Source organism: Sulfitobacter sp. F26204 (assembly GCF_026410305.1).
Classification (GTDB): Bacteria; Pseudomonadota; Alphaproteobacteria; order Rhodobacterales; family Rhodobacteraceae; genus Sulfitobacter.
In genome coordinates, this window is the sequence record NZ_JAPMLQ010000004.1 from 242,981 (window position 1) to 255,441 (window position 12,461).

The 12,461-nt window shown below is 56.3% G+C and carries 15 protein-coding genes and 1 tRNA gene; 13 read left to right on the forward strand and 3 right to left on the reverse strand.

The window, feature by feature from the left end; all coding sequences use genetic code 11:
• Positions 1-124: 124 nt before the first annotated feature.
• Positions 125-201: transfer RNA gene (locus OS190_RS12445), tRNA-Arg, on the forward strand.
• A gap of 21 nt (positions 202-222) precedes the next feature.
• Here the strand turns inward: OS190_RS12445 and OS190_RS12450 are convergent.
• From OS190_RS12450 to OS190_RS12460, 3 genes are all read right to left on the reverse strand, one after another.
• A complete protein-coding gene (locus OS190_RS12450; RefSeq protein ID WP_267159028.1) occupies positions 223-1,278 on the reverse strand; it encodes a YeeE/YedE family protein in 1,056 nt (351 codons plus the stop codon).
• A 73-nt stretch (positions 1,279-1,351) separates the two neighbouring features.
• Positions 1,352-1,687, reverse strand: a complete 336-nt coding sequence (locus OS190_RS12455; protein ID WP_267159029.1) for an ArsR/SmtB family transcription factor — start codon at positions 1,685-1,687, stop codon at positions 1,352-1,354.
• 64 nt (positions 1,688-1,751) lie between these two features.
• The gene (locus OS190_RS12460) at positions 1,752-2,120 is read right to left on the reverse strand and encodes a thioredoxin domain-containing protein (protein WP_267159030.1); all 369 of its coding nucleotides are present in this window, start codon (positions 2,118-2,120) and stop codon (positions 1,752-1,754) included.
• Between the two features lie 70 nt (positions 2,121-2,190).
• Here OS190_RS12460 and OS190_RS12465 point away from each other — a divergent pair, with 70 nt between their 5' ends.
• The 12 genes from OS190_RS12465 (at position 2,191) to OS190_RS12520 (ending at position 12,421) form a co-directional block, all read left to right on the forward strand.
• Entirely contained in the window at positions 2,191-2,931 is a 741-nt protein-coding gene (locus OS190_RS12465) for a cytochrome c biogenesis CcdA family protein (RefSeq protein ID WP_267159031.1), read from the forward strand.
• A gap of 15 nt (positions 2,932-2,946) precedes the next feature.
• Positions 2,947-3,510 carry a thioredoxin family protein gene (locus tag OS190_RS12470; protein WP_267159032.1) on the forward strand — a complete coding sequence of 188 codons (564 nt, stop codon included), beginning with the start codon at positions 2,947-2,949 and terminating at the stop codon, positions 3,508-3,510.
• A 110-nt stretch (positions 3,511-3,620) separates the two neighbouring features.
• A complete protein-coding gene (gene soxX / locus OS190_RS12475) occupies positions 3,621-4,097 on the forward strand; it encodes a sulfur oxidation c-type cytochrome SoxX (RefSeq protein WP_267159033.1) in 477 nt (158 codons plus the stop codon).
• A gap of 56 nt (positions 4,098-4,153) precedes the next feature.
• Positions 4,154-4,570 (forward strand): thiosulfate oxidation carrier protein SoxY, encoded by a 417-nt coding sequence (gene soxY, locus OS190_RS12480; RefSeq protein ID WP_267159034.1) that lies wholly within the window; start codon positions 4,154-4,156, stop codon positions 4,568-4,570.
• A 21-nt stretch (positions 4,571-4,591) separates the two neighbouring features.
• Complete coding sequence (soxZ, locus tag OS190_RS12485) at positions 4,592-4,921, forward strand: thiosulfate oxidation carrier complex protein SoxZ (RefSeq protein WP_267159035.1); 330 nt, start codon at positions 4,592-4,594, stop codon at positions 4,919-4,921.
• Between the two features lie 23 nt (positions 4,922-4,944).
• A complete protein-coding gene (gene soxA / locus OS190_RS12490; protein ID WP_267159036.1) occupies positions 4,945-5,790 on the forward strand; it encodes a sulfur oxidation c-type cytochrome SoxA in 846 nt (281 codons plus the stop codon).
• 95 nt (positions 5,791-5,885) lie between these two features.
• Positions 5,886-7,589, forward strand: a complete 1,704-nt coding sequence (gene soxB, locus OS190_RS12495; RefSeq protein ID WP_267159037.1) for a thiosulfohydrolase SoxB — start codon at positions 5,886-5,888, stop codon at positions 7,587-7,589.
• Positions 7,590-7,614: 25 nt separating this feature from the next.
• Positions 7,615-8,049 (forward strand): DsrE family protein, encoded by a 435-nt coding sequence (locus tag OS190_RS12500; RefSeq protein WP_267159038.1) that lies wholly within the window; start codon positions 7,615-7,617, stop codon positions 8,047-8,049.
• Between the two features lie 45 nt (positions 8,050-8,094).
• Positions 8,095-9,363, forward strand: coding sequence for a sulfite dehydrogenase (gene soxC, locus OS190_RS12505; protein ID WP_267159039.1), 1,269 nt, complete (start codon positions 8,095-8,097; stop codon positions 9,361-9,363).
• Positions 9,347-10,417 (forward strand): c-type cytochrome, encoded by a 1,071-nt coding sequence (locus OS190_RS12510; protein ID WP_267159040.1) that lies wholly within the window; start codon positions 9,347-9,349, stop codon positions 10,415-10,417. The genes soxC and OS190_RS12510 overlap by 17 nt, the downstream gene beginning before the upstream one ends.
• 4 nt (positions 10,418-10,421) lie before the next feature.
• The gene (locus OS190_RS12515; RefSeq protein WP_416237403.1) at positions 10,422-11,126 is read left to right on the forward strand and encodes a c-type cytochrome; all 705 of its coding nucleotides are present in this window, start codon (positions 10,422-10,424) and stop codon (positions 11,124-11,126) included.
• A gap of 29 nt (positions 11,127-11,155) precedes the next feature.
• Positions 11,156-12,421 carry an NAD(P)/FAD-dependent oxidoreductase gene (locus OS190_RS12520; RefSeq protein WP_267159041.1) on the forward strand — a complete coding sequence of 422 codons (1,266 nt, stop codon included), beginning with the start codon at positions 11,156-11,158 and terminating at the stop codon, positions 12,419-12,421.
• Positions 12,422-12,461: the final 40 nt, after the last annotated feature.

A 12,461-nucleotide genomic window follows, 5' to 3' on the forward strand; every position in this document is an offset into this window, starting at 1 on the left:
TGGCCGATGCGCGGGCAGCGCGAAACGGTTCCACACCCGCCGCATTTGTCTGCTCAAACTCTTTGATTGAATGGTGGCATCGGTCTTGCAAAAGGTTCGATTTTGCAAGACAACCCCCCTGCGTGGTCCCGTAGCTCAACTGGATAGAGCACCTGACTTCTAATCAGGGGGTTGAGGGTTCGAGTCCTTCCGGGATCGCCACTTCCATCAATTCAATACCGATCAAACCGACGGGGCAAAGCCCAAGATCAGTTGGCGCAGGCCGATGGCGGCACCGGCCATGATGCACAAAAGCGTCAGCGGTGCGCCAAAGGCGAGGACGGAAAATGCCGACAATCCCTGACCTACGCTGCATCCGACGGCGATTACCGCACCGGTGCCCATCAGTGCCGCGCCCAGGATCTGGCGGCGCAGCTCCCTGGGGTCGTCGCAGGCCTCCCATCTGAAGTGACCCTTGATCAGGCTGCCCAGCACCGCGCCCAACACAACGCCAATGATCGACCCCGTGCCGAAACTGACGGTATTCCCGGCTGATGTCATGGCATAGAGGATGGTCTCGCCTATCGGGGCGGAAAACGTATGGCTGACGATGGGGGTCGCGTCAAAACCGTTCCGCGCCACCCAAGCCGTCCCGGCCCAGCCCGATACGATGGCCAATCCGGCAATAGCACCCCAGAAAATATGCGAAGGGGAATGGCGCAGACCCTGGTTGAGCAGGGTCAGTGCCAGAATGATACATCCGATTGCGATCCCGATGACCGGGGTGGAAATGCCGGTCAATTGCGTAATGGCATGCGGAATGGACTGGGGCAGCGTTGCAGGTTCCGACGCTCCAAAGGCCCAGAGCCGCAGACCGGACAGGGGGCCCCCCAGGGTGACATAAGCCGCAATGCCCATGATCAGGACAATCAGCAAAGAACGCATGTCGCCTCCGCCGACGCGCGCCAGCGCGCCGTAACCGCAATTGCCCGCCAGAGCCATACCATATCCGAACAGCAGCCCGCCAAAAATGCTTTCAAGCGGGTTCCAGCTACGTGAGAGGTAGAGGGTCTGCTCAAGATCAAGCAATCCCGCTGCAGACAGAGCAAAGGTGCCGATCACCGCAACGCCAATGGCAATCCCCCACATGCGCAGGCGCAGGGTGTTTTCACCGTAATACAGATCTTCGATGGCCCCCAGGGTGCAAAACCGGCCGATCCGCGCCGCCAAGCCAAGCGCGATGCCTCCAATCATACCAAGAAGGGCCACCAGCACAGGTTCTGAAAACAAATCAAGCATTGCCACGTTCCATCAGGGGCTCCCCGATTGATTGCGATCCGGTCGTCAGTTACCCGGCCACAGAAGCCGTCGATCAAGTGTCGCGGCAAAACAGGTCATAGACCACTTCCATGATCTGCTTTGGCCGGTCGTCCGACAGGCTGTAAAAAATGGTTTTGCCCTCGCGTCGCGGAGTGACCAGCCCTTCAAGCCGTAAGCGGGAAAGTTGCTGTGAGACCGCGGCCTGTCGCGCAGACAAAAGGTTTTCCAACTCGGTCACGGATTTTTCGCCAGAGGCGAGGTGACAGAGTATCATCAACCGGCCTTCATGGCTGATCGCTTTTAGAAAGTTGGACGCTTCAACGGCATTCGCCGCCATCTTGTCCATATCTTCCGTACACATGTTCAGGTCGAAAACTGGCAGGCCCATCTTATCCTCAAAATCCAGAAGAATTGCGGCTTAAGCAGCCTTTGACATTTCGTTGATACTTTTCTCATTCACGAAAATCAATCTGTGCGCGTTCAAGCATGGTGCCGAGCATGCCCCAAAAGAAATCCTCACCAGGATAGCCCTCCAGACGCGCCACTTCACTACCGTCCACTGTCAGCACGAATGTCGGTGTGAAAAACAGACCCCGTTCGAACGTGATGTCGTCAGGGCGCGGCCCGTGAATGTCGATGCGTCGCAGGGGGGCTGCCTTGCCTTCTGGCGTCTTGGGATAGATCTCAGCGATCTCGTCATTCCAGCGTGCACACCAGACACAACCATGCTCCTCGACCATCACCAATTCGGTTTCGGCTGCCAGGTTGAGGGTTGAAAGAACAACCAATACCATACTCAAAATGAAGCGGCGCAGTAACATGAGAAATTGACCTTTGCTAAACAAATAACGTAATCTGAATATGTGAATTATACAAGGACTCGCCACGGACATGCTTGAGATTACCTACCTTGGGGCCGCTTTTGCAGGTCTATTATCATTTCTTTCACCATGTATCCTGCCGATTGTTCCGTTTTACCTTAGTTATCTCGCCGGAATCGGCATGAACCAGATCTCAGCAGATGCGCAGATCGATAGCAAAACACGTCTGCGTGCTGTCCTCGCGGCGACCTTTTTTGCGGCGGGCGTGATCACCATCTTCATGGGACTCGGGGCTGCGGCAACGACGTTTGGGCAGGTCGTGCGCGAATATTTTGATATTCTACGCTGGATCGCTGCGGCTATCATCATTGCGATGGGCCTGCATTTTCTTGGCGTGATCCGCATCGGTATCCTCTATCGACAGTTACGCGCAGACGCGGGGGACACGTCAAACACCAGCCTGTTGGGGGCCTATGTGATTGGTCTTGCCTTTGCCTTTGGCTGGACGCCCTGTGTCGGCCCGGTCCTGGCCGCCATTCTGTTTACCGCCGCGGGGGCGGAAACCGCATCAACAGGCGCGGGGCTGTTGTTCGTCTACGGCCTTGGCATGACCGCGCCCTTTGTGCTGGCAGCGCTGTTCATCGGCCCGTTCATGCGCTGGATGGTCCGGTTCCGCCGCCATCTTGGTCTGATCGAAAAGATTATGGGTGGCATGCTGATTGTCTTCGGTTTGCTGATCGCGACAAATTCAATGAACTATATCGCGCAATGGATGCTGGCCATTGGGCCGGACATTGGCGTGCTGCGTTAATCGAAAGGAAGTCTGATGAAAAACTTGATTTTGGCGGGTGTCACGCTGGTTGCGATGGCCCTGGGCGCTTTTGCAAGCGAAATAGGCGATGACGGTCTGCACAAAGAGACCTGGATGCGCGACACCTTCAAGGATCTGCGCGAAGACCTGGGGGAGGCCAATGCCGAAGACAAGCGTTTGATGGTGATCGTCGAACAGCGTGGCTGCGTCTACTGCAAGAAGATGCACGAAGAGGTGTTTTCGGTGCCCGAGGTGGCAGAGTACATCACTGAAAACTTCTTTGTGGTCCAGATCAACATGTTCGGCGATGTCGAGGTCACGGACTTTGACGGCACCGTACTGCCGGAAAAAGACATGGTGAAAAAATGGGGGGCGCTGTTCACGCCGATGATTCTGTTTTTTCCCGAAGAGGTTACCGAAGACGTCGGTGCGACGCAGGTCGCGGTTGCTACCATGCCGGGAGCTTTCGGGCGCCACACGACTTTCAATATGCTTAATTGGGTTGTCGAGAAAGGATACGAATCAGACGAACCATTTCAGAAATATCACGCCCGCAAGCTTGCAGAGCAAGGGAACTAAGGCGGTCTGACGCCCCGCTTGAATAATATAATTCAAAGAGTTGAATTTGTTGTTGCGCCATCATGATGGCCTAGGCTACGGTGTGCCAAATAATACGTTTGGGAGGACGCATGAGGATTTCTGTCATTTCAGCCGCCGCACTGGGGCTCATCGCTTCGACGGCTTTCGCTGAAGAAGTGCTGCCAACCGCAGTCAGCTTCAACGACGATGGCGCAGTTGAGCAATCGTTGTCCGGTACCGCAGGTGATGCCGCCAATGGCCGCATCATTGTCGGGGACAAAGGGCAAGGGAACTGCGTTGCCTGTCACATGGTCAATGACTTGGCCGATGTGCCGTTTCAGGGTGAAATCGGCCCTCCGCTGGACGGAGCCGGTGACCGGTGGAGCGAGGCCGAGTTGCGCGGGATCGTGGCCAATGCCAAGGTCATGTTCGAAGACAGCATGATGCCGTCTTTCTACAAGACCGAGGGTTTCATTCGTCCCGGCAATGCCTACACGGGTAAGGCCGCTGATGACACTTTCGGGCCGCTCTTGAGCGCCCAGCAGATTGAAGATGTTGTGGCCTATCTCGCCACGCTCAAAGAATAATCCAAACCGGTAGGGGTGGCCCCGCGGCCATCGGACCGGCATAAAGGAGTAAGTTCATGGAACTCACACGACGTAATGCAATCCTGCTCGGGGCCAGTGCGCTGCTGGTCGCAGGTCTGCCCATCCACGCAACGGCGTCAACCGACGATGCTATCGCTGCTTTCACCGGCGGTGCCGAAGTCGGCGAAGGTGACATCACCCTGACAGCGCCCGAAATCGCCGAGAACGGCAATACCGTGCCGATTGAAGTGTCCTCGGAAACCGCGGTCGAGATCATGGTCCTCGCGACTGGCAACCCGACACCGGCTGTTGCGACATTCAAATTCGGCAAGTTGGCCGCATCCCGCAGCGCATCAACACGCATCCGCCTCGCGGGTACGCAGGATGTCGTCGCGATTGCAAAGCTTGAGGATGGCTCATTCGTTCAGGCAACAAGTGCGGTCAAAGTCACCATCGGCGGCTGCGGCGGCTAAACAGGTTCAAGGAGAATAATCATGGCATCTGGTGTAAAGCCTCGCGTCAAAGTCCCTAAAAAAGCGGCTGCTGGTGATACGGTCACCATCAAGACGCTGATCAGCCACAAGATGGAATCCGGTCAACGCAAAGACAGCGACGGCAACGTCATCCCGCGCTCGATCATCAACCGGTTCACCTGTGAATTTAATGGTGAAAACGTGGTCGACATCACGCTGGAACCGGCGATTTCCACCAATCCGTACTTCGAATTCGAAGCGGTGGTCCCAGAGGCCGGCGCATTCAAATTCACATGGTATGACGACGACGGCTCTGTCTACGAAGAGACCAAAGAAATCGCGATCGGCTGAAGCCAAGTCTTGGGAGGGACATCATGAAAATACTGACGGGAGCCTTGTTGGCCACTGTGTTGACGGCATCATTTGTATCGGCTGATCCGGTTGATGACACGCTGATCCTGAACGAAGACATCACGCTGGTCACCCGCACCGCGGCACCGGCGCATCTGTCGGATGCCTTTGACGAGGTGATGTCGGGCTGGTTGTTTCGCGGCACTGAAACCCGCGCCATGCAAGCGGATGATTTCGACAATCCGGGCATGATCTTTGTCGAGAAAGCTCAGGAATCCTGGGACACTGTCGAGGGGACCGAAGGCAAATCCTGTGCGTCCTGTCACGATGGTATGGAAAGCATGGCGGGCGTGAAGCCCACATACCCCAAGTGGAACGAAGAAGCTGGCGAAATGCGGACGCTGCAAATGCAGGTGAACGCCTGCCGGACAGAGCGTATGGGCGCAGAGGCCTGGGGCTATGACAAAGGCCCGGCAATCAACATGGAAGCGGCGCTTTCTTCTGTTTCACGTGGCTTGCCCATGAACGTCGCCATTGACGGTCCGGCGCAGTCCACATGGGAAATGGGCAAGGAACTGTACTACACCCGTACAGGCCAGCTTGAGCTGTCATGCGCAAATTGCCACGAGGACAACTACGGCAAGATGATCCGCGCCGACCACCTGAGTCAGGGCCAGATCAATGGCTTTCCGGTGTATCGTCTGAAAAACACCAAGCTGAACGGCTCACACTCACGTTTCAAAGGCTGTATCCGCGACACGCGCGCGGAAACATACAAGCCAGGCAGCGCCGAGTTCATCGCACTTGAACTTTATGTCGCTTCACGTGGTAACGGTCTGAGCGTCGAAGGCCCTTCAGTCCGCAACTAATCCTGAAAGGCCCCGTCCGAGTTTTCGGAACGGGGCCTTTTTCACTTTCAACTTATTCATAAATGCGCATATGTTCGCGCTCCAGGGAGCATCACATGATTTCTCGCCGTGACTTTTTGCAAACCAGCATGGCCGCCGCAGCGCTTTATGGAGGGTCCGGCTTTGGCAATTGGGCGCGGGTCGCCGCGCAGCAATCGCTAACTCAGGACAAACTGCTTGAATTTGATACCTTCGGCAATGTTTCTCTGATCCATGTGACAGATATCCACGCGCAACTTAAACCGATTTATTTCCGAGAGCCTTCGGTCAATATCGGTGTCGGCGACAACAAGGGCGCGGTGCCCCATGTCACCGGTGCCGATTTCCGCAAACTTTACGGTATCGACGACGGCAGCCCCTCTGCCTATGCGCTGACATATGATGATTTCGCCTCCCTCGGCAAAGCCTATGGCAAAGTTGGCGGGCTGGACCGGGTGTCGACCGTGATCAACGCCATTCGCGCCGATCGTCCCGATGCGCTGCTGCTGGATGGGGGCGACACCTGGCACGGCAGCTATACCTGCTATCACACCCAGGGCCAGGACATGGTAAACGTGATGAATGCATTGAAACCCGATGCGATGACCTTTCATTGGGAATTCACACTTGGCTCAGATCGGGTGAATGAAATCGTCGAAGGCCTGCCATTTGCCGCACTCGGTCAAAACATATTTGATGCAGAGTGGGATGAACCAACAGAACTTTTCCCGCCTTACAAGTTTTTTGAACGCGGCGGCGTGAAAATCGCTGTTATCGGTCAGGCATTCCCCTATATGCCCATCGCCAACCCAGGCTGGATGTTCCCCGAATATTCCTTTGGTATTCGTGACGAACGCATGCAGGAAATGGTGGACGAGGTCCGCGCACAGGGGGCCGAACTGGTCGTCTGTCTGTCGCATAACGGCTTTGACGTCGACAAACAGATGGCGGGCAAGGTTACCGGCATTGACGTAATCCTGTCGGGCCATACCCATGACGCCCTGCCCGAACCGGTGTTGGTGGGCGAAACGATCATTGTCGCATCCGGCTCTAATGGAAAATTCGTCAGCCGCGTCGATCTGGATGTGCGCGACGGGCGCATGATGGGGTTCCGTCACAAGCTGATCCCGATCTTTTCGGATGTCATCACCCCGGATGCCGCCGTTACAAAGGTCATCGACGAACAGCGCGCCCCCTACGCAGACGCCCTGGCCGAGGTCATTGGCAAAACCGCAGATGATCAAACACTCTACCGCCGTGGTAATTTCAACGGCACCTGGGATGATTTGATCTGTGATGCGCTGATCTCGGAACGCGACGCAGACATCGCATTGTCGCCGGGCGTCCGCTGGGGGCCATCGATCCTGCCAGGTCAGGACATCACCCGTGAAGACATCTGGAATGTCACTTCAATGTCATACGGACAGGCATATCGCACTGAAATGACCGGCGAATTCTTGCATGTCGTGTTGGAAGACGTGGCCGATAACCTGTTCAACCCTGATCCTTATTACCAGCAGGGCGGCGATATGGTGCGTGTGGGTGGTCTTGGCTACCGCATTGACGTGACCAAACCGCAGGGGGATCGCATCACCGAAATGACCCTGCTCAAAACCGGTGAAATGATCGATCCGGCAAAGACCTATCAGATCGCAGGCTGGGCGTCGGTCAACGAAGGCACCGAAGGCCCGCAGATCTGGGATGTGGTCGAGGCACATATCGCCAAACAGGGTACGATTTCGCTTGATCCGAACAACAGCGTGACAGTGGTCGGCACGTAATTCGACCCAAAAAGGGAGAGAAGAAATGTTAAGAACGATTGCAGGCGGTCTGCTTGCCACGATGCTGGCAACCGGTGCTTTGGCCGAAGGCCAGATGCACCGCGTGGCTGTGCATGTGGATGAAAATGATCCCAAGGTCATGAACATAGCCCTGAACAACGTGGCCAATCTGACCAGCTATTATGAGGCGCAGGGCGACACCGTGATGGTAGAACTTGTTGCCTATGGTCCGGGGCTGAATATGTTTGTTCCGGGCAAAAGCCCTGTCGAAGACCGCATTTCCACCATGTCGCTGTCGATGGAAAACCTGTCATTTTCCGCCTGCGGCAACACACTGGCCAATATGGAAAAGAAAGCAGGCAAAAAGGTAGCGCTGATGGATGAGGCAACAGTGGTGCCTTCCGGTGTCGTGCGCCTGATCAAATTGCAAGAACAAGACTACGCCTACATCCGCCCCTGACGTTTCGGGCATCGGCGCAGAGAAAAAACCAAAGAGGAAAATGCCATGACGAACAAGCCGTCACGCCGAGAGTTTCTGGCGAGTGGACTTGCGGCCGGTGCCGCAATTTCCGCCGCCGGTAGCGCCCAGGCGGATATACCGGATCCGCTGATCACCGAAGTTCAGCCATGGGCGCGTGAGTTTGGCGACGGTGTGGATGCAACGCCCTATGGCATGCCGATTCAATTCGAAAGCGACGTGATCCGACGAAATGTGGAATGGCTCACAGCCGATACCGTGAGTTCGATCAATTTCACACCGATTCACGCGTTGGACGGTACCATCACACCGCAGGGCTGCGCCTTTGAACGGCACCACTCCGGGGCCATCGAACTGCGCAAGGAAGATTACCGTCTGATGATCAATGGACTGGTGGATAATCCGCTGGTGTTTTCCTACGCCGATCTAGAACGGTTCCCACGCGAGAACCACGTCTATTTCTGCGAATGTGCGGCGAATACCGGCATGGAATGGGCCGGTGCACAACTGAACGGGGCGCAATTCACGCACGGTATGATCCACAACATGGAATATACCGGCGTGCCCTTGCGAACCCTGCTTGAAGAGGCGGGTCTGGATACGGCGGGCGACCTCAAGGATAAATGGGTCTTTGTCGAAGGTGCTGATGCCTCGTCCAACGGGCGTTCGATTCCGATGGAAAAGGCGCTGGATGATTGCCTGATCGCCTTCAAGGCGAATGGTGAAGCCCTGCGCAAAGAACACGGCTATCCGGTTCGCCTTGTCGTGCCGGGCTGGGAAGGCAACATGTGGGTCAAATGGATCCGCCGGATCGAGGTCATGGACGGCCCTGTAGAAAGCCGCGAGGAAACCAGCAAATACACAGACACGCTTGCCAATGGCACCAGCCGCAAGTGGACCTGGGCGATGGATGCAAAATCCGTAGTAACCAGCCCCAGCCCGCAGGCACCGATCACTCATGGCAAGGGCCCTCTGGTGATCACCGGCCTCGCATGGTCGGGTCGGGGCGCAATCAAACGCGTCGATGTGTCCAAGGACGGAGGGATGACATGGGAAACCGCCCGTCTGGCCAAACCCGGTGAAAAGATGGCTCTGACCCGGTTCTATCTTGATACTGATTGGGACGGCTCGGAAATGATGCTGCAAAGCCGTGCAATCGATGACACAGGATATATCCAGCCGACAAAGACGCAGCTGCGCGAGGTGCGCGGACTGAACTCGATCTATCACAACAACTGCATCCAGACATGGTTGGTGCGCAGCAACGGCGAGGCTGAAAATGTCGAAGTTTCTTAAATCCCTATCGATTTGCGCCGCTGTCGCCCTTGCCGCAGGCCCCGCTGCGGCCGAAAAACTCGGTCTTGGGCGTACCGCACTGCCCGAAGAAATCGCGGCCTGGGACGGTGATGTCAGTCCCGACGGCGCAGGTCTGCCCGCCGGTTCCGGAGATGCCATCGACGGCGAGGGCATCTTTTCCGAAAAATGCGCATCCTGCCACGGCGACTTTGCCGAAGGGATCGACAATTGGCCCAAGCTTGCGGGCGGGGCCGACACCCTTGATCACGATGACCCGCTCAAGACCGTTGGTTCCTACTGGCCCTATCTGTCGACGGCCTTTGACTATATCAAACGCTCAATGCCCTACGGCAATGCAGGCACCCTGAACGACGACGAAGTTTATGCCATTGTCGCCTACATCCTGTATTCCAACGACCTGATCGAGGATGATTTCGTTCTGTCAAAAGAGACTTTCTTTGACGTCGAAATGCCCAATGCGGATGGCTTCTTTGTTGATGATCGTGCCGAAACGGAATACCCGGCCTGGAGCGGCGAAGCCTGTATGGAAAACTGCAAGGATGCCCCGGTCAAGGTAACCATGCGTGCCCTGGTTCTGGACGTTACACCCGAAACCGAAGAAACCTCTGCGGTACAGGAACCCGCTGTGACCGAAACCGCAGCGACCAGCGAAGAGGCACCAGCCGAAGCAACAGCCGAGGCGGCCCCCGCTGAAGCCGTCGCAACCTTTGATGCGGCGTTGGCTGCAGCAGGGGAAAAGGTGTTTAAAAAGTGTAAATCCTGCCACCAGGTTGGTGAAGGAGCCAAGAACCGTTCCGGCCCGGTGTTGACCAACGTAGTCGGCAAGCCCGCCGGTGCGGTCGAGGGATTCAAATATTCCAAACCGATGAAAGCCGCTGCCGAAGAAGGGCTGATCTGGACCGAGGCTGAACTCTCAGCTTTCCTGGCAAAACCCAAGGCCTACATGAAAGGCACCAAGATGTCTTTTGCTGGTCTCAAGAAGGACGGTGATCTGGCCGCAGTGATCGAATACCTCAAGTCGGTCGCGCAGTAGCCTCGTGCGCTGGCATATCCAAACCTCCCTGACCCTCGCCGCAGTTCTTTCGGCGGGGGTCTCTTGGGGAAACGAGTTTGGAGATGCAGACAAGGGCGCAAAGATTTTCAAACAATGTAAAACCTGCCATGAGATCGGCTCAGACGCGCAAAATCGCGTCGGCCCGCATTTGAACGGCATCTTCGGCAGGCACGCCGGTTCTGACCCCGAATACAAATACTCCAAAAGCATGGACCGCGCCGGCGATGACGGGCTGGTCTGGACGGAACAGACCTTGGATGCCTATGTCGAAAATCCCAAGGCGCTGGTCTCGAAAACAAGGATGAATTTTCGCGGTATCAAGGATGCAACCGAACGGGCGCATTTGCTGGCATATCTGCGGGCTTTTTCTGACAACCCTTCCGATATTCCCGAGGCAGCACCAACCGCCACTGCGACAAATCATGACCTGGACCCGGCGATCCTCGCCATCCAGGGCGATCCGGAGTATGGTGAATACCTAGCCAGTGAATGTCTGACTTGCCACCAAAGCAGTGGTGCCAATGACGGTATTCCGGGCATATCCGGCTGGCCGACCGAAGAATTTGTCGTTGCCATGCACGCCTACAAACGCAAGCTCAGACCGCATCCCGTCATGCAGATGATGGCAGGGCGCCTATCTGAGGAAGAGATTGCAGCCCTTGCTGCATATTTTGAGGATCTCGAATAATCGGGGCCACATCATCGGGAGGAGAAACCATGAAACTCGACAGACGTGCCTTTATCAACTCCAGCGCCGCCACCGTTGCCACGCTCGCCGCCCCCAGGGTTTTTGCGGCCGGCCATGGCAAACCACATGTTGTTGTTGTCGGCGGCGGAGCAGGCGGTGCCACAGCCGCCCGCTACATCGCCAAGGACAGCAAAGGCGAAATCGCGGTGACGCTGATCGAACCGACGCGCATGTATTACACCTGCTTTTTCTCGAATCTCTATCTTGGCGGCTTCAAGGAAATCGATGACCTTGGCCATAGCTACGGCTCCCTCGCAGCGGGCGGGGTAAACGTCGTCCATGATTGGGCCATTGGCGTAGACCGCGAAGCCAAGACCGTCGCCCTGGCCAGTGGCGGATCAATGTCCTATGATAAACTGATCCTCAGCCCCGGTATCGACTTTGTCGAAGGGGCGGTCGCAGGCTGGGATCTTTCCGCGCAAAACGCCATGCCACATGCCTACAAGGGCGGCTCGCAGACTGAATTGCTCAAGGCTCAGGTCATGGCGATGCCAGAGGGGGGCACCTTTGCCATGGTCGCCCCGCCAAACCCCTATCGCTGCCCGCCAGGGCCTTATGAACGCGTGTCCATGGTTGCCCATTACCTCAAGGCAAATAACCCCACCGCCAAGATTATCGTCGCGGATCCCAAGGACAAGTTTTCGAAACAAGCTCTGTTTCAGGAAGGTTGGGCCGATTCCTATTCTGGCATGATCGACTGGATCGGATCGGAATTTGGTGGTGCCAATGTTTCGGTTGATCCTGCGGCAATGACCGTCACGATTGATGGTGAAGAAACAAAGGTTGATGTCTGCAATGTCATCCCCGCGATGAAGGCCGGGCACATTGCCGAACTGGCACAAGTGACCGATGGCAACTGGGCGCCTGTGAATGCGGCCGACATGTCCTCCAAGGCGGATGCGGATGTCTATGTTCTGGGGGATGCCGCACAGCAGGGCGATATGCCCAAATCCGGCTTTTCGGCCAATTCCCAGGCCAAGGTCTGCGCAAATGCGGTACGCGGCGCATTGACAGGATCAAAGGTATTCCCGGCCAAGTTCTCGAATACCTGCTGGTCGCTGATCGACACCGACAACGGCGTGAAAGTCGGCGCAACCTACGAGGCCACGGACGAAAAAATTGCCAAGGTCGACGGATTCATCTCGTCAACCGGTGAAAGTGCGGACCTACGCCGTGCAACCTACGAAGAATCCGAAGGTTGGTACGCGGGGATTACCGCTGACATGTTCGGCTAGAAATCATGGCGGGGACTTTGCGCTAGATCAAAGTCCCCCC

Excerpts from the sequence above, each read along its gene's own strand:
- OS190_RS12450 (WP_267159028.1), bottom strand. The coding sequence starts at position 1,278 with ATGCTTGATTTGTTTTCAGAACCTGTGCTGGTGGCCCTTCTTGGTATG.
- OS190_RS12455 (WP_267159029.1), bottom strand. The coding sequence starts at position 1,687 with ATGGGCCTGCCAGTTTTCGACCTGAACATGTGTACGGAAGATATGGAC.
- OS190_RS12460 (WP_267159030.1), bottom strand. The coding sequence starts at position 2,120 with ATGTTACTGCGCCGCTTCATTTTGAGTATGGTATTGGTTGTTCTTTCA.
- OS190_RS12465 (WP_267159031.1), top strand. The coding sequence starts at position 2,191 with ATGCTTGAGATTACCTACCTTGGGGCCGCTTTTGCAGGTCTATTATCA.
- OS190_RS12470 (WP_267159032.1), top strand. The coding sequence starts at position 2,947 with ATGAAAAACTTGATTTTGGCGGGTGTCACGCTGGTTGCGATGGCCCTG.
- soxX (WP_267159033.1), top strand. The coding sequence starts at position 3,621 with ATGAGGATTTCTGTCATTTCAGCCGCCGCACTGGGGCTCATCGCTTCG.
- soxY (WP_267159034.1), top strand. The coding sequence starts at position 4,154 with ATGGAACTCACACGACGTAATGCAATCCTGCTCGGGGCCAGTGCGCTG.
- soxZ (WP_267159035.1), top strand. The coding sequence starts at position 4,592 with ATGGCATCTGGTGTAAAGCCTCGCGTCAAAGTCCCTAAAAAAGCGGCT.
- soxA (WP_267159036.1), top strand. The coding sequence starts at position 4,945 with ATGAAAATACTGACGGGAGCCTTGTTGGCCACTGTGTTGACGGCATCA.
- soxB (WP_267159037.1), top strand. The coding sequence starts at position 5,886 with ATGATTTCTCGCCGTGACTTTTTGCAAACCAGCATGGCCGCCGCAGCG.
- OS190_RS12500 (WP_267159038.1), top strand. The coding sequence starts at position 7,615 with ATGTTAAGAACGATTGCAGGCGGTCTGCTTGCCACGATGCTGGCAACC.
- soxC (WP_267159039.1), top strand. The coding sequence starts at position 8,095 with ATGACGAACAAGCCGTCACGCCGAGAGTTTCTGGCGAGTGGACTTGCG.
- OS190_RS12510 (WP_267159040.1), top strand. The coding sequence starts at position 9,347 with ATGTCGAAGTTTCTTAAATCCCTATCGATTTGCGCCGCTGTCGCCCTT.
- OS190_RS12520 (WP_267159041.1), top strand. The coding sequence starts at position 11,156 with ATGAAACTCGACAGACGTGCCTTTATCAACTCCAGCGCCGCCACCGTT.